The 16,160-nt window shown below is 71.7% G+C and carries 13 protein-coding genes and 2 pseudogenes; 12 read left to right on the top strand and 3 right to left on the bottom strand.

The window, feature by feature from the left end:
* Positions 1-13 precede the first annotated feature (13 nt).
* Positions 14-763, bottom strand: a complete 750-nt coding sequence (locus tag ACFJGX_RS01985) for an SGNH/GDSL hydrolase family protein (RefSeq protein WP_382322890.1) — start codon at positions 761-763, stop codon at positions 14-16.
* Between the two features lie 123 nt (positions 764-886).
* On the opposite strand from ACFJGX_RS01985, the gene ACFJGX_RS01990 reads away from it, so the two are divergent.
* Positions 887-2,473, top strand: a complete 1,587-nt coding sequence (locus ACFJGX_RS01990) for a gamma-glutamyltransferase family protein (protein WP_382327631.1) — start codon at positions 887-889, stop codon at positions 2,471-2,473.
* Positions 2,474-2,508: 35 nt separating this feature from the next.
* Entirely contained in the window at positions 2,509-3,576 is a 1,068-nt protein-coding gene (locus ACFJGX_RS01995) for an acyltransferase family protein (protein ID WP_382322889.1), read from the top strand.
* On the opposite strand, the pseudogene ACFJGX_RS02000 reads toward ACFJGX_RS01995, so the two are convergent.
* Positions 3,563-4,374, bottom strand: a pseudogene (locus ACFJGX_RS02000) (crotonase/enoyl-CoA hydratase family protein). The gene ACFJGX_RS01995 and the pseudogene ACFJGX_RS02000 sit on opposite strands and share 14 nt — an antisense overlap.
* Before the next feature lie 67 nt (positions 4,375-4,441).
* On the opposite strand from ACFJGX_RS02000, the gene ACFJGX_RS02005 reads away from it, so the two are divergent.
* The 5 genes from ACFJGX_RS02005 (at position 4,442) to ACFJGX_RS02025 (ending at position 9,854) form a co-directional block, all read left to right on the top strand.
* Positions 4,442-4,954, top strand: coding sequence for a sigma-70 family RNA polymerase sigma factor (locus ACFJGX_RS02005; protein WP_382327633.1), 513 nt, complete (start codon positions 4,442-4,444; stop codon positions 4,952-4,954).
* 4 nt (positions 4,955-4,958) lie between these two features.
* Positions 4,959-5,993: a FecR family protein gene (locus tag ACFJGX_RS02010; RefSeq protein WP_382327635.1), complete on the top strand. Its 1,035-nt coding sequence runs from the start codon at positions 4,959-4,961 to the stop codon at positions 5,991-5,993.
* A gap of 71 nt (positions 5,994-6,064) precedes the next feature.
* Entirely contained in the window at positions 6,065-8,344 is a 2,280-nt protein-coding gene (locus tag ACFJGX_RS02015; protein WP_382327637.1) for a TonB-dependent receptor domain-containing protein, read from the top strand.
* Positions 8,344-9,588: a PepSY-associated TM helix domain-containing protein gene (locus ACFJGX_RS02020; protein ID WP_382322886.1), complete on the top strand. Its 1,245-nt coding sequence runs from the start codon at positions 8,344-8,346 to the stop codon at positions 9,586-9,588. The genes ACFJGX_RS02015 and ACFJGX_RS02020 overlap by 1 nt, the downstream gene beginning before the upstream one ends.
* Before the next feature lie 32 nt (positions 9,589-9,620).
* Positions 9,621-9,854, top strand: coding sequence for a cysteine-rich CWC family protein (locus ACFJGX_RS02025; RefSeq protein WP_382322885.1), 234 nt, complete (start codon positions 9,621-9,623; stop codon positions 9,852-9,854).
* On the opposite strand, the gene ACFJGX_RS02030 is transcribed toward ACFJGX_RS02025, so the two are convergent.
* On the bottom strand, positions 9,851-10,960 hold the full coding sequence (locus ACFJGX_RS02030; protein WP_382322884.1) for an AI-2E family transporter: 1,110 nt from the start codon (positions 10,958-10,960) through the stop codon (positions 9,851-9,853). The two genes, ACFJGX_RS02025 and ACFJGX_RS02030, sit on opposite strands and share 4 nt — an antisense overlap.
* 139 nt (positions 10,961-11,099) lie before the next feature.
* On the opposite strand from ACFJGX_RS02030, the pseudogene ACFJGX_RS02035 reads away from it, so the two are divergent.
* The 5 genes and pseudogenes from ACFJGX_RS02035 to ACFJGX_RS02055 all read left to right on the top strand — a co-directional run bounded on the left by ACFJGX_RS02035 (position 11,100) and on the right by ACFJGX_RS02055 (position 16,157).
* A pseudogene (locus ACFJGX_RS02035) lies at positions 11,100-12,606 on the top strand (DHA2 family efflux MFS transporter permease subunit).
* Between the two features lie 5 nt (positions 12,607-12,611).
* A complete protein-coding gene (locus ACFJGX_RS02040) occupies positions 12,612-13,376 on the top strand; it encodes a class II glutamine amidotransferase (protein ID WP_291117293.1) in 765 nt (254 codons plus the stop codon).
* A gap of 106 nt (positions 13,377-13,482) precedes the next feature.
* Positions 13,483-14,508, top strand: coding sequence for an ABC transporter substrate-binding protein (locus tag ACFJGX_RS02045; protein WP_382322883.1), 1,026 nt, complete (start codon positions 13,483-13,485; stop codon positions 14,506-14,508).
* A 1-nt stretch (position 14,509) separates the two neighbouring features.
* Positions 14,510-15,325: an ABC transporter ATP-binding protein gene (locus ACFJGX_RS02050; protein WP_382322882.1), complete on the top strand. Its 816-nt coding sequence runs from the start codon at positions 14,510-14,512 to the stop codon at positions 15,323-15,325.
* A gap of 4 nt (positions 15,326-15,329) precedes the next feature.
* Positions 15,330-16,157, top strand: a complete 828-nt coding sequence (locus ACFJGX_RS02055) for an ABC transporter permease (RefSeq protein ID WP_382322881.1) — start codon at positions 15,330-15,332, stop codon at positions 16,155-16,157.
* Positions 16,158-16,160: the final 3 nt, after the last annotated feature.

Below are 16,160 nucleotides of genomic sequence, written 5' to 3' on the forward strand. Positions count from 1 at the left end.
AGACCCCGCAGCGCTAGCGCGCCTTCGCGGGCGCCAGCACGGGCTCGAGCCGGCCTTGCGCCATGAGTTCGTCGAACCACACGCGGTAGCCCGCGTCGCTGGGGTGCAGGCCATCGGCCGCGTTGAGCTCAGGCCGCTGGGCGAACGGGTCGTCCGCCTTCTCCTTGAACAGGTTCACGTACACCGCCCCGTGCCGCGCCGCGGCCTCGCGCACGAAGCCATGCATCGAACGGGCGCGCGAGCTCATGAGCCAGGACACCGGTGCGAAGAAAAAGGGCGCGTTGCCCACGTTGCCCGCCGGCATGAGCAGCACGCGAGTGCCGCGCGCGTGGGCGAGCACGGCCACGCGCTCGATGTCGGCGCGCACGCCGTCGAGCGCGCGCAGCCGGATCACGTCGTTGCCGCCGGCCTGCACCAGCACCAGGTCGTGGCGCGCGGTGGCGGCCTCGAGTTGGCCGATCACCTGGGCGAAGGTCGCGCCATCGCTGGCGCGGTTGTCGATGTGCAGCCTCGGGTAGGCCTGCGCCAGCAGGCCGGCCAGGCTGTGCCGCGGGTCGCTGGCACCGGTGCCCACGCCGGTGCTGTCGCCCACGATGAGCAGGCGAAGCGTGGCGTCCGCGGGGGCCTGCTGCAGCGGCTCGCTGCGCTGGGCCAGCTCCCGGGCCTGGCCCATGCGCCAGACCGCGCAGCCCGAGGTCGCGAGCAGCACCACCAGCAGAACGGCGATGAGGGTGGGCAGCACAGGCCAGGACGGGGAACTCATGCGGCCCAGTCTATGCCCCGGCGTCGCTGGCGCGTCAACGACCCGGATTTGGCCCTTCGCGGCGCCGCGACAATAACGGGTTTGCCCCATGTTCATTTCCCGACGCGCAGGAGACCGTTTCCGATGATCCATACCCACAAGGCCCTGGGCGGCATGGTGGTCGCACCCCATCACCTGGCGGCACAGGCCGGGCGCGATGTGCTGCGCGACGGTGGCAACGCGGTCGAGGCCATGGTGGCCGCCGCCGCGGCCATCGCCGTGGTCTACCCCCACATGAACGCCATCGGTGGCGACGGTTTCTGGCTGATCCACGAACCCGGGCAGCCGGTGGTGGCGATCGACGCCAGCGGACCGGCCGCCGCGCTGGCCACGCGCGACTTCTATGCCGGTGCGCAGGAGATCCCCGCGCGCGGCCCCACCGCCGCGCTCACCGTGGCCGGCACCCTCGGCGGCTGGGCCGAAGCGCTGAACCTGGCCGCGCCCTGGGGCCAGGCCCTGCCGCTGGCGCGCCTGCTGGCCGACGCGATCCGCCACGCGCGCGACGGCGTGGTGGTCACCACCAGCCAGTCCGCCCTGACCCGGCAGAAGCTCGACGGCCTGAAGGACGCGCCGGGCTTCGCCGCCACCTACCTCGTGGACGGCCAGCCGCCCGAGCCCGGCCACCTGCTTCGGCAACCCGCGCTGGGCCAGACCCTGGCGACGCTGGCCGAACGCGGCCTGGACGACTTCTACCGCGGCGAGCTGGGCCGGCGCATCGGTGCCGAGCTGGAGCGCCTGGGCAGCCCGCTGCGCACCACAGACCTCGCGGCCTACCGCGCGAAGCGAGTCCAACCGCTCGTGGTGCGCCTGAAGGACAGCACGGTCTACAACCTGCCGCCGCCCACGCAGGGCCTGTCGGCGTTGATGATCCTCGGCCTGTTCGACCGCCTGGGCGTGAGCGAAGGCGAGGGCTTCGAGCACCTGCACGGCCTGGTGGAGGCCACCAAGCGCGCCTTCCGCGTGCGCGACCGCGTGGTGACCGACCCGGGGCGCCTGCCGACCGACCCGCAAAGCCTGCTGGAGGCCGCCTCGCTGGACACCCTGGCCGCGCAGATCGACCCGCGCCAGGCCTTGCCCTGGCCCGACCCGGCCGCGCCGGGCGACACCATCTGGATGGGCGCGATCGACGCCCAGGGCCGCTCGGTCAGCTTCATCCAGAGCGTGTACTGGGAATTCGGTTCGGGCACCGTGCTGCAGGACACCGGCATCTGCTGGCAGAACCGCGGCACCAGCTTCTCGCTCGACCCGCAGGCGCTCAACCACCTCGAGCCGGGCCGCCAACCCTTTCACACGCTCAACCCCTCGCTGGCGCTGTTCGACGACGGCCGCGTGATGCCCTACGGCACCATGGGCGGCGAAGGCCAGCCGCAGACGCAGGCCGCGGTGTTCACGCGCTACGCGCGCTTTGGCCAGCCGCTGCAGCAGGCCGTGAGCGCGCCGCGCTGGCTGCTGGGACGCACCTGGGGCGACAAGAGCACCACGCTCAAGCTGGAGAGCCGCTTCAACCCGGCCCTGGTGCAGGCCCTGCGCGACGCCGGCCACGTGATCGAGGAACTGCCCGAGGCCTTCAGCGACACCATGGGCCACGCGGGCGCGCTGGTGCGCCACCCCGACGGGGTGATCGAGGGCGCGGCCGACCCGCGCAGCGACGGCGGCGTGGCGGCGCTGTGAGGGCCGCTGCAAGCCTCGGCGCGGGTGAGCGCCTGATGTTCATCGACCTGCTCAAGGCCGTGGGCTCGCAGCTGATCGTGCTGCACCACCTCGCCTTCTACGGCCCCATGTCGGACTGGACGCACCGGCTCGCGCCCGAGCTCGTGACCTGGTTCAGCCAGGACGCGCGCATGGCGGTGCAGGTCTTCCTGGTGGTCGCGGGTTTCCTCGCGGCGCGCAGCCTCGCGCCCGACGGCGTGCTGCGCGCCGCCTCGCCGCTGGGCCAGGTCGGCCAGCGCTACGTGCGCACCGCCCTGCCCTACATCGCCTCGCTGCTGATCGCCATGCTGTGCACCGAACTGGCCCGCCTGTGGATGGCGCACGACTCGCTTTCCGCGCCGCCCGGGCTGTGGCAGTTCATTTCGCACGCGCTGCTGCTGCACACGCTGCTGGACGTGGACTCGCTCTCGGCCGGCGTCTGGTACGTGGCGATCGACTTCCAGCTCTACGCCCTGCTGCTGGGCCTGCTCTGGCTGGCGCGCCGCCAGCACGCGGCCGGCGCCTGGGCGCAGGCGCTGGTGGTGGTGGTGGTGGCGGCCTCGCTGCTGCACTTCAACCGCGAGAGCGACTGGGACAGCTGGGCGCTGTACTTCTTCGGCGCCTACGGCCTGGGCGCGCTGACCTGGTGGGCCACCCACAGCGACGAGGCCTGGCGCAGCGGCCGCTGGCTGCTCGGCGCCCTGGTGGCGATGACGCTGCTGGCGCTGGCGATCGACTTCCGCGAGCGCATCGCGCTGGCGCTCGCGGTGTGTCTGGCGCTGGCCTGCTCGCAGCGCCAGGGCTGGCTGTTCACCTGGCCGCGCAACCGCGTGGTGGCCTACCTGAGCCGCATTTCCTACGCGGTGTTCTTGCTCAACTTCCCCATCGCGCTGGTGGTCAACGCGCTGTTCACGCGCTACGGCAGCGCCGACGCCGAGGTGCAGACGCTCGGTGTGCTGCTGGCCTGGCTCGCGTGCAACGTGGCGGGGGCCCTGTTCCACCACGCGGTGGAACAGCCGCTGGGCCGCCTCGGGCGCCGGCGCGAGCCGGCCCTGGCCGGGACGGCGCCGCTCAGCGCCCGGTGAAGCGCGCGGCGCGCTTGGCCTGGAAGGACAACACGCCTTCGCGCGCGTCCTCGCTGTTCGCCAGGCGCTGCTGCGTGGCCTCGAATTCGTCGGCCGCCGCCGTCGGCCCTTCCTCCACCGCCTTGAGCGCGTTGAGCCGCGCTGCGCACCACCGCCAGCGGCGCCTGCTGGGCGATCGCCTGCGCGATGCGCAGGGCCTCGTCGAGCTCGCTGCCGGCGGGCACCACGCGCTGCACGAAGTGCAGCCGCAGCGCCTCGGCGCTGTCGAACACGTCGGCGGTCAGCAGGTGCAGCAAGGCGTTGCCCAGGCCCGCGCGCTCGGCCATGCGCAGCGTGGCGCCGCCCGTGGCCATGATGCCCGCGCTGCACCTCCAGCTGAGAGAAGCGGCAGTCGTCGGCCGCGACCACGATGTCGGCCGCCAGCATGAGCTCGATGCCCAGCGTGTAGGTGATGCCCTTGACCGCGACCACCATCGGCTTGGTGCGGCGACGCAGGCCGGGGCGGCCCAGGTTGAGCGGGTCCACCAGGCCCTCGGCGATGGCGCGTTCGCCGCGCTGCATCAGTGGCGCGAAGCTGGGCAGGTCCAGTCCGGCGGTGAAGTGGTCGCCCTCGGCGTGCAGCACGCCCACGCGCAGCGCGGGGTCGTCGTCGAGCCGGGTGTAGGCCTCGGCGAGGGCCTGCAGCATGGCCGGCGTGAAGCCGTTGCGCTTGGCCGCGCGGTCGATCGCGATCAGCAGCACGGGGCCTTGCACCTCGGTGCGGATGCGGCCTTCGGAAAGGGTGGGGTCGGCGCTCATGCGGCCCATGGTAGCCACGCGCGCACCGACGGGCTGTCGCCTGCGCACGGCGGCACACCGTGCATAATTGCGAATAACTCTCATTTACACATCTTCCCATCCGTGGCGCACGCACTACTACGCCGAGCTGCTCAACTACTTCTCGCGCGCGCTCCAGAACCGGGAAGCGGCGGCCGACGTGGTGCAGGAGAGCTACGCCCGCGTGCTGGGCATGGACGGCCAGGCGCTGGTGCGCGACATGCGCGCCCTGCTGTACCGCACGGGCAAGAACATCGTCATCGACGACGCGCGCCGCCGCCGGGTGGAGGCCGGCATGCTGGAGACGCTGGGCCTGATCCACCGCGACGAAGCGCCCTCGGCCGACCGCATCGCCAGCGCGCGCCAGCAGCTCTCGCGGCTGGCCGTGCGGCTGGCGACGCTGCCGCGCCGCCGCCGCGAGGCCTTCATCCTGGTGCGCGTCTACGGCCACACGCACGCCGAGGCGGCCGAGCACCAGGGCGTGAGCGTCGAGGCGATCGAAAAGCACGTGGTGCGCGCGGTCTGCGACCTGATGGATCTGGCCACGGCACACGCCGCCTGAGCCGATGCCCGCCACCCGCACCCCTCCTCACGCGCCCGCGGCCTCGCCGCGCGCGCAACTCGAACACGCCCTGCTGCTGATCGCCCGCGTGCACGGCGGCGACGCGCGCACCGCCGAGACCGCGCGCGAGGCCCTGGCGCACTGGCGCAGCGCCCACCCGGCGCACGAATCGGCCTACGGCGCCGCGCGCGCCGGCTGGGACGCCACCAGCGCCGATGCCCTGCGCGGCGAACTGCCCCTGCCGGCCTCGCACCAGGAGCGCCTGCGCGCCGGCCGGCGCAAGGCCCTCTCGGTGCTGGGCCTGGGCGCCCTCTTCCTGGGCGCGGGCGCGCTGGCGCGCTGGCACTGGCGGCAGGCGCTGCACGAGGTGGCGCTGCAGACGCCGCGCGGCCAGATCAAGACCACCACCCTGCCCGACGGCAGCGGCCTGGCGCTGGACGCCCACACGCGCGTGCGCATCGCGCTGTACCGCGACCGCCGCGAGGCCTGGCTGGACGAGGGCGAGGTGCAGTTCAGCGTGGCGGCCGACGCGGACCGCCCCTTCCTCGTCATGACGCGCTGGGGCCAGGTCCGCGTGCTGGGCACGGTGTTCACCGTCGAGGCGCGGCAGTCGCGCATGCGCGTGGCCGTCTCTCAAGGCCGCGTGGCGGTGTGGGCCGGTCCCCTGCCCGAAGGCGGCGTGGGCGCCGCGCTGGCCCGGCCGGTGGACACCGTGCTCGGCGCCGGCCAGGCGGTGCTCACCGAGGCGCAGGCCCTGGGCCCGGTGCTCCCGGTGCGCACGGCGGAGATCGCCGCCTGGCGCCAGGGCTGGCTGGTGTTCGACAACACCCCGCTGCCCCAGGCCGTCGCGCGCTGGAATCACTACCTCGGCGCGCCGCTGCGGCTCGACGACGACCCGGCGCTGGCGCGGCTGCGCCTGACCGGCAGCTTCCCGCTGCGCTCGCCGGGCGTGTTCGTCGACAGCCTGCCCGCCAGCCTGCCGGTGCGCACCGAGCGCCTGGCCGACGGCGGCGTGCGCATCGCCGCCGCGCGGCGCTGAAAAAAATTGTCCGGTTCCGGGCGCGGGCCGCGTCTTCACAGCAGACCACCCTGCTGAAAGGACCTTTTTCCATGCCCCGTTCCCTGCCCTCCGCCCCGCGCCGCTGGCGCGCCACCGTGCTGGCCTGCGCCGCCGCCCTCGCCACCCTGGGGGCCTCCGCCGCCCTGGCCCAGGGCGCCTCGTCGGCCGCCCTCGCGGCGCCGCACGCCTTCAACCTCGGCGCGCAGCCGCTCGGCCAGGCCCTCAATGCCCTGGCCCGGCAGGCCGGCGTGGCGATCTCGGTCAACGCCGAACTGGTCGCCGGCAAGTCGGCCGCCGCGCTCAGCGGCACCATGAGCCTGCGCGAGGCGCTGGAGCGCGTGCTCGCCGGCAGCGGCCTGGACGCCCACCTGGAAGGCGGCAGCGTGGTGCTGCGCCCGGCCTCGGCCGCGCCCGCGGCCGACCGCGCCCTGCGCGAGGTGCGCGTGGTGGCCGAGCGCACCAGCCCCGGCACCTTTCGGCTCGACGGCGAGCCCGGCCCGGTCGAACCCGGCATCGTGACCGCGCGCACGCTCGAGCGCCACGCCGCGAACGACCTCGAGGACGTGTTCGCCAGCCAGCCCGAGATGGCCGTGGGCGGCGGCCACGCCATTGCCCAGAAGATCTACCTGCGCGGCGTCGAGGACACGCTGCTCAACGTCACCATCGACGGCGCGGGCCAGGTGGCCCAGGCCTTTCACCACACCGGACGCGTGCAGCTCGAGCCCGAGCTGATCAAGCGCGTCGAGGTGCGCCCCGGCACCGGCGACGCCACCGCCGGCCCGGGCGCGCTCGGCGGCGTGGTGCGCTTCGTCACCAAGGATCCCGAAGACCTGCTGCGCGAAGGCCAGTCGGTGGGCGCGCTGCTCAAGGGCAGCTACTTCAGCAACTCGGAAGGCCTCAAGCTGCACACCAGCGTGTACGGCCGCCTCGCCGAGAACTGGTCGGCCATGGCCGCGCTCACCGACCAGGACTTCAAGGACTACCAGGACGGCGCGGGCCGGCGCGTCGCCAACACCGGTTCGCAGCAGGCGCTGGGCTTCTTCAAGCTCGTGGGCAAGCTGGCCCAGGACCACACCGTGCGCCTGAGCTACGACCGGCACGAGGACGAAGGCCTGCGCACCCAGCGCCCGCAGTGGATCGCGAGCAGCTTCAACCGCGCCTACCCGCTGCAGAGCGAGCGCGAGACCTGGAACCTGGGCTACACCTACCGCCCGGCGTCCAACCCGCTGTTCGACGTCGCCTTCAACCTCTACCAGACCGACACCGACATCGAGCAGAACGTGATCGGCCGCTGGGGCCGCTACCGGGGCAGCATCGAATCCACCGGCTTCGACCTGCGCAACACCTCGCACCTGGAGCGGCACGAGATCACCTACGGCGTGGACCACCGCAAGGACCGCAGCAGCGCCGGCCCGGCCACCAACCCCACGTCCGAGCGCGAGCGCGGCGGCGTGACCGGCTTCTACGTGCAGGACCGCATCACCCTCACGCCCGAGCTCACGCTCGACCTCGGCGCGCGCCACGACCGCTACACGCTCAAGGACACCAACGGCCTGTCGTTCAGCCACAGCGGCACGAGCCCCAACGCCAGCGTGCGCTACGCCGTGACCCCGCAGCTGGCCCTGCTGGCCGGGCATTCGCGCGCGCTGCGCGGCCCCAAGATCCGCGACGCCTTCAAGCTCGACACCATCACCAACGACCCCAACATGCGGCCCGAGCGCGCCCGCACCTCGGAGCTCGGCTTCGAGTACACGCGCAGCGCCTGGCGCTTCAACGGCAAGGTCTACGACACCACCATCCGCGACGTGATCGCCGACCCCATCGGCAATCCCGCGCGTTATTTCAACGTGGGCGAACTGCGCTCGCGCGGCGCGCTGCTGCACACCACCTACGACTGGAAGCAGGTGCAGCTCGGCGCCGGCCTGCACCACAACCGCGCCACGCTCAACGGCCAGCGGCTCAACGTGTACGACCACAACGGCCTGGGCGCGAGCATGGGCAACACCCTCACCACCAGCGTGGACTGGCGCGTGACCTCGCGCGTGGACGTGGGCTGGGCCGGCCGCTTCGTGCAGGGCATCGGCTCGCTGGACACGCCGGTGGGCCGCGTGCGCAAGCCCGGCTACGCGGTGCACGACCTCTACGCCAACTGGCGCCCGACCGGCCGCGACAGCTTCACGCTGACCTTCGCGATCAGCAACCTGTTCGACAAGGACTACCTGGACCACGCGAGCAACGAGGACTTCCAGCGCATCCCGGGCTATGAGGGCATCGTGGGCTCGCGCGAACCCGGCCGCGAACTGCGCCTGACCGCGACCCTGCGCTTCTGATGCCGGTCGACCTGCGCAACGGCCTGGTGTGGCTGCACCGGTACGTGGGGCTGGTGATGGCGGCCTTCCTCATCCTGGCCGGCCTCACCGGCGCCGTGCTGGCCTGGTACCACGCCTTCGACGCGGCGATCAACCCGCAGTGGCTGCGCGTGGTGCCGCCGTCGGCCGGCGCGCAGCCGCTGCCGGCCCTGGTGCTGCGCGACCAGGTGCTCGCGCGCCATCCGCAGGCCGAGGTCAACTTCGTGCCGCTCACGCAGCCCGCCGGCGCGCCGGCCGTGTTCTTCATCGAAGGGCCGGAAGACCCGGCCACCGGCCGCCACCGGCCGATCGAGGAGGACGAGGTCTTCGTCGACCCCTACAGCGGCGAGGTGCTGGGCGGGCGGCGCTGGGGCGACATCAGCCAGGGCTGGAGCAACCTCATGCCCTTCATCTACCGGCTGCACTACCAGGTGGCGCTGGGCACGGTGGGCACCTACGCCTTCGGCGTGATCGCGCTGCTGTGGACGCTGGACTGTTTCGTGGGCGCGGCGCTCACCCTGCCGCGCTCGCGCGGCCCACGCGCCGACACGCGGGCGACCGGCTGGTGGACGCGCTGGGCACCGGCCTGGCGGGTGCGCTGGGCGCAGGGCCGCTACAAGCGCTGGTTCGACCTGCACCGCGCCGGCGGCCTCTGGCTGTGGGCCTGGATGTTCGTGTTCGCCTGGTCCAGCGTGGCCTTCAACCTGCGCGAGGTCTACTACCCCACCATGCACAGCCTGGCGGGCACGCAGGAGCGGACCGAAGCGCCGGCCGTGAAACCCGTGCCGCGCGACGAACCCGCCATGGGCTGGCACGCCGGGCTGGCGCGGGGCCGCGCGCTCATGGCCGAGCTCGCGCGCGAAAAAGATTTCAGCGTGCTCAACGAAGAGCGCCTGTCGTACAGCCCCCACCGGGGCAGCTTCCACTACCGCGTGCGCAGCGACCGCGACATCCGCGACCGGCGCGGCACCACCTCGCTGGACTTCGACGCCGCCACCGGCGCGCGACTGGGCAGCTACGTGCCCACCGGCGAATCGGGCGGTGACACCTTCACCACCTGGCTGCTCGCGCTGCACATGGCCGACGTGTGGGGCCAGCCCTTCAAGCTCGCCGTGTTCCTGCTTGGCCTGGCCAGCGCGGGGCTCAGCGGCACGGGCGTCTGGATCTGGTGGAAGAAGCGGGCCGGCCGGCAGACCGCGGCGCGCCAGCGCCAGGCCCAGCGCTGACGCGGCGGCGCGGGGCGAGTACCCTATGCGCCATGTCCGCCCCCACGATCGACCCCGGCCGCTGCCCGCTCTGCGGCGCCGACAACCGCTGCGCGATGGAAATCCAGCGCGAGACCGGTGAACCCCAGCCGCCCTGCTGGTGCGTGGGCGCGACCTTCAGCCCCGATCTGTTCAAGCGCATCCCCGAGGCCGCGCGCGGCCAGGCCTGCATCTGCGCGGCCTGCGCGGCCCAGGCCCTGCGCGCGGCGCGCGAAGCGGCCGGCTAGGGCTCGCGCGGCGGTTGGTCCGCCTCGGGCGGCGGCACCAGCGGCGGCGCGGGCGCCGCGCTCAGGCTGTGCAGCCACTCGCGCCAGATCGCCACCAGCAGCGCCATCAGCACCGGGCCCACGAACAGGCCGACGAGGCCCATGGTCTTCACGCCACCCACCAGGCCGAAGAAGGTCGGCAGGAAGGGCAGCTTCACCGGCCCGCCCACCAGGCGCGGGCGCAGGGTCTTGTCCACGATGAAGAGCTCGATCGAACCCCAGGCGAACAGGCCCACGCCGGCCCACAGGTGGCCCGAGCCCACGAGGTAGAGCGAGACCAGGCTGAACGACAGCGGCGCGCCGCCGGGGATCAGCGCCATGAAACCGGTGCGCACGCCCAGCAGCACCGGCGAGGGCACACCCGCCACCCAGTACGCCACGCCCAGCACCACGCCCTCGCCGATGGCGATCAGGCCCAGGCCGGTCACGGTGGCGCTCACGGTGGCCGGCACCACGCGCGAGAAACGCTGCCATTGCAGCGGCAGGATGCGCTCACCGATGGTGTCGAGCTGGCCGGCGATGCGCGCGCCGTCCTTGTAGACGAAGAACAGCGTGATCAGCATGAACAGCACCGTCAGCGCGAGGTTGACGGCATCGCCCGTGGCGCTGAGCACCATGCGGTAGATGTTGCCGATGTGCTGGCCGCTGAGCAGCTGGATCCAGTCGCCCAGCGCGTGCGGCTCGCCCAGGTGCTCGCGCCAGTAGGTGGCCAGCGTCTCGCCCACCCAGGGCAGGGCTTCGATCCACTGCGGCGGCGGGGCGCCGTAGCGGTTCACGTCCAGCAGCCAGGCCACCAGCCCACCCGCCTCCTTCAGCGCGTAGTGCAGGGCCAGGCTCAGCGGCACCACCAGCACCACGACCACGACCACCAGGGCCAGGCTGGCCGCCAGCGCGGTGCGCCCGCCGCAGGCGCGCACGCCCCGGCGGTACAGCGGCCAGCTGGCGAACCCGATGATGAGCGCGGCCAGCACCGGCACCAGGAAACCACGGAAGAAGTAGACACCGGCCGCCACGATCAGCAGCAGCAGGCCGCGAATGATCAGTGAAGCGTTCGGGACAGGTGGCATGGAGGGAGAAGGGCGCGGAGAGAGACAAAAAGACCTGGGGCAATATACCCGACCCCCCTACGGTGCCCGATGACACGCGCCCGTTCGCGGTCCGGCCCGCAAAGGCGCTAAGCTTGACCGTCACCACGGCACCCACCCCATGAGCCCACCGCCCGACCACTCCCTGCCCGCTTTGCGCGAACGGTACGGCGAGCGTTACCGCTGGCTGCTGCTGCTTTCGGTGATGGTCGGCACCATGGCGGCCATCATGTCGTCCACCATCATCAACGTGGCATCCCCGACATGAGCCACCACTTCACGCTCGGCCAGGAGCGCGCGCAGTGGGTCACCTCGGGCTTCATGGCGGCCATGACGGTCTCCATGCTCACCACCCCCTGGCTGCTGGCGCGCTACGGCTACCGGCGCACCTACGTGGGCTGCATGTGCCTGCTGATGGCGGGCGGCATGGCCGGCGGCTTCGCCAACGACTACCCGGTGGTGCTGGCCGCGCGCGTGGCCGAGGGCCTGGCCGCGGGCGTGGTGCAGCCGATCCCGGCCATCATCATCCTGCGCGCCTTCCAGCCGCACGAGCAGGGCCGGGCCAGCGGCATCTTCGGCATGGGCGTGGTGCTCGCGCCCGCGCTCGGGCCCAGCATCGGCGGCCTGCTGGTGGACGGCTTCGGCTGGCGCTCGATCTTCTTCATGGTGGTGCCGTTCTGCCTGGCCTCGCTCTGGCTCGCGCACCGCTTCGTGCCCACCACCTCGCCGGGCGGCGCCGCGGCCAACCCGCAGGGCGGCGGGCTGGACTGGCGCGGCCTGCTGCTGGCCGCCGTGGGCACGCTGTGCCTGCTCAACGGCCTGGTCGAGCTGCACGGCGGCACCGCCACCACGGCCACCCTGCTGCTGGGTGGCGCGTTCCTCGCGCTGCTGGCCTTCGTGGTGCTGGAGCGGCGCACGCTGCGCGCGCGCCGGCACCAGCCCGACCAGGGCACGGACCCGCTCATGAACCTCACGCTGTTCAAGGACCGGCGCTTCGCGATGGGCAGCATCGTGGCCTTCATCTACGGCATCGCCCTGTTCGGCTCCACCTACCTGCTGCCCGTGTACATGCAGAGCGGCCTGGGCCTGTCGGCCTCCCACGTCGGCACCATCCTGCTGCCGGCCGGGCTGGTGCTGGCGGTGGCGCATCGCGGTGGTGGGGCGCCTGGCCGACGAGCAGCCCACGCACCGGCTGGTGAGCATCGGCCTGGTGCTGCTCTCCGCGTCGTTCGGCCTGATCGCCACCATCGACCCCAGCCGCCCGGCGCAGATCATCCCGCTGCTGGTCACCTGGGCCATCGTGGGCCGCATCGGCCTGGGCTTCATCCTGCCCTCGCTCAACATCGGCGCCATGCGCGGGCTGGAGCGCGTGGACATCGCACAGGGCGCGAGCGTCATCAACTTCCTGCGCATGCTCGGCGGCGCGGCCGGCGTGAGCCTGTGCGGCATCGTGCTCGAATGGCGCCTGGCCGCGCACGGCGCGCAGCTCACCACCGGCGGCGTTGCGCACCCCGGCGCGCGTGGCGGCGTTCGAGGAAACTTTTCTGATGCTCGCGGCCATCTGTGCGCTGGCACTGACCGCCGCGCTGAGACTCAAGGCGGCGCCCAAGGCCCAGGCGTCACAATAAACACCATGTGCCAACTGCTCGGACTCAACTGCGCCACGCCGACCGACGCGGCCTTCAGCTTCACCGGTTTCTGCCAGCGCGGCGGCAAGACCGACCACCACGCCGATGGCTGGGGCATCGCCTTCTTCGAAGGCAAGGGTCTGCGGCTGTTCGTGGACCACCAGAGCGCGTCCGACTCGCCGATGGCCGCCTTCCTGCAGCAGTACCCGCTCAAGAGCCGCAACATCATCGCCCACGTGCGCAAGGCCACCATCGGCGCCGTGGCGCTGGAAAACGCCCATCCCTTCGTGCGCGAGCTCTGGGGCCGCCAGTGGGTGTTCGCGCACAACGGCGACCTGAAGGACTACGCGCCCACGCTGCACAGCCACTTCCGCCCGGTGGGCACCACCGACAGCGAGCGCGCCTTCTGCTGGCTGATGCAGGAACTCGCCAAGTCGCACGCCGGCCTGCCCGACGTGCGCGAACTCACCCTCACGCTGCGCGAGCTGGTGCCGCAGGTGCGCCAGTTCGGCACCTTCAACTTCCTGCTCTCCAACGGCGAGGCCCTGTGGGCCCACTGCAGCACCAAACTGCACTGGCTGGTGCGCCAGCACCCGTTCGCCCAGGCCACGCTGATGGACCAGGACTGGACGGTGAACTTCGCCGAACTCAACCACCCCGGCGACCGCGCCGCCGTGGTCGTGACCACGCCACTGACCAGCAACGAACAATGGACCGCCTTCGAGCCCAACGAGCTCAAGGTGTTCGTGGACGGCCTGCCCCTGCCGTGATTTCCCGGATGCGCGGGGCCGGGCCCCGGGCTACCATGGTGTTTCCAACATACCCCCAGGGGCATTTCGCGCAGCCCTGGCGGCGCTCGCAACCAAGGAGACACCCATGCAAAGACGACACCTGATGGCCGGTGGCCTGGCCGCCGCGGTCCTGCCCCCGTTCGGATTCGCGCAGGGCCTGGAGAAACCCAAGGTCACGATCGCCGTGGGCGGCAAGAACCTGCTGTACTACCTGCCGCTGACCATCGCCGAACAGCTGGGCTACTTCAAGGCCGAGGGGCTGGACGTGACCATCGTCGACTTCGCGGGCGGCTCGCGCGCCCTGGCCGCGGTGGTGGGTGGCAGCGCCGACGTGGTCTCCGGCGCCTTCGAGCACACGGTCAACATGCAGTTCAAGGGCCAGCCCATGCGCGCCTTCGCGCTGCAGGGCCTGGCACCGCAGATCGTGCTCGGCGTCAACCCCAAGACCATGGGCGGCTACCAGGCCCTCACCGACCTCAAGGGCAAGAAGATCGGCGTGACCGCGCCGGGCAGCTCGACCAACGTGATGGTCAACTTCGTGCTCGCCAAGGCCGGCCTCAAGCCCAGCGACGTGAGCATCGTCGGCGTGGGCGCGGGCAACGGCGCGGTGGCCGCGATGCGCGCGGGCCAGATCGACGCCATCAGCAACCTCGACCCGGTCATCACCCTGCTGCAGCGCTCGGGCGACCTCAGGATCATCTCCGACACGCGCATCGTCGCCGAGTCGGCCAAGGTGTTCGGCGGCCCCATGCCGGCGGCCTGCCTCTACGCGCCCCAGCCCTTCCTGGACAAGAACCCCAACACCACGCAGGCCCTCACCAATGCCATCGTGCGCGCCGACAAGTGGATCCAGGCCGCCGGCCCGGGCGACATCATCAAGGCCGTGCCCGAGAGTTACCTGCTGGGCGACCGCGCGGTCTACATCGACGCCTTCATGGCCGCCAAGGGCGCGCTCTCGCCCGACGGCAGCTTCCCGGCCAAGGGCGCGGACACCGCCTTTCGCGCCCTGGCCAGCGTGGACGCCGAACTGGCCAAGGCCAAGCTCGACCTGAACGCCGTCTACACCAACAGCTTCGTGCAGAAGGCCAACGCGAAATACCCGAAGGGTTGATGTGACGAGTCCAGCCGCGATCGACCTGCAGGGCGTGTCCTGCACCTTCATCAGCAAGGACGACCCCGGCCAGCGCTACACGGCGGTGCAGAACGTCACCCTGACCGTGGGCGCGGGCGAGTTCGTGAGCGTGGTGGGCCCCACGGGCTGTGGCAAGAGCACGCTGCTCAACGTCGCGGCCGGCCTGCTCGCGCCCAGCACCGGCAGCGTGCGGGTGTTCGGGCAAGCGCTGCAGGGCATCAACACGCGCGCCGGCTACATGTTCCAGACCGAGAGCCTGATGCCCTGGCGCACCGCCTTGGGCAATGTGATGGCGGGCCTGTCGTTCCGTGGCGTGGCCGAGGTCGAGGCGCGCGCCCAGGCCGAGGACTGGCTGCGCCGCGTGGGCCTGGGCGGTTTCGGTAACCGCTACCCGCACCAGATGAGCGGCGGCATGCGCAAGCGCGCCAGCCTCGCCCAGACGCTGGTGCTCGACCCCGACATCATCCTGATGGACGAGCCCTTCTCCGCGCTCGACATCCAGACCCGCCAGCTGATGGAGAACGAGGTGCTCGACCTCTGGGCCGCGAAGAAGAAGGCGGTGCTCTTCATCACGCACGACCTGGACGAGGCGATCGCCATGAGCGACCGTGTGGTGGTGCTCAGCGCCGGCCCGGCCAGCCACCCGATCGGCGAGTTCGCCATCGACATCCCGCGCCCGCGCGACGTGGCCGAGATCAAGACCAGCGCCCGCTTCGTCGAGCTGCACGCCGCCATCTGGGCCGTGATGCGCGAGGAAGTGCTCAAGGGCTACCAGCAACAACTCAAGGCGGCCTGAACCCATGTGGAAGCACATCAAACCGCAGCCCTCCACGCTGCGCCTGTGGCAAGGGGCGCTGCTGGTGGCGCTCATCGTGTTCTGGTACCTGATGACCACGCCCGGGCTGGTGCCGCCCTTCATGTTCGACAACGACCGCCAGGCCGCCTTCTTCTTCGGTGAGCCGCTGCGCGTGGCCGAGCGCATCTGGACCTGGTTCGTGCGCGACGCCGACATCTACCAGCACCTGGGCGTGACGCTCACCGAGACCGTGCTGGCCTTCGCCATCGGCGCCATCGGCGGCCTGGCCGGCGGCCTGTGGCTGGCGCTCTCGCCCATGGCCTCGGCCATCCTGGAGCCCTACATCAAGGCCATGAACTCCATGCCGCGCATCATCCTCGCGCCCATCTTCGCGGTGTGGTTCGGGCTGGGCATCGCCAGCAAGGTGGCGCTGGGCGTGACGCTGGTGTTCTTCATCGTGTTTTTCAACGTCTACCAGGGCGTGAAGGAGGTCAGCCCGGTGATCCTGGCCAATGCGCGCATGCTGGGCGCGAGCCAGAAGCAGCTGCTGCGCCACGTGTACCTGCCCAGCGCCACGAGCTGGGTGTTCAGCTCGCTGCACACCTCGGTGGGCCTGGCCTTCGTGGGCGCGGTGGTGGGTGAGTACCTGGGGTCGAGCCAGGGCGTGGGCTACCTGATCTTGCAGGCCGAGGGCAGCTTCGACATCAACACCGTGATGGCCGGCATCGTCGTGCTCACGCTGTTCGCGCTGGCGCTCGACGCGGCCGTGGGCCGCATCGAGAAGCGGCTCATGAAATGGCAGCCGCGCAGCGGCGAGACCGAGAAGCTCTGAGGC

Source organism: Hydrogenophaga sp. UC242_50, from assembly GCF_042697355.1.
Taxonomy (GTDB): Bacteria; Pseudomonadota; Gammaproteobacteria; order Burkholderiales; family Burkholderiaceae_C; genus Hydrogenophaga.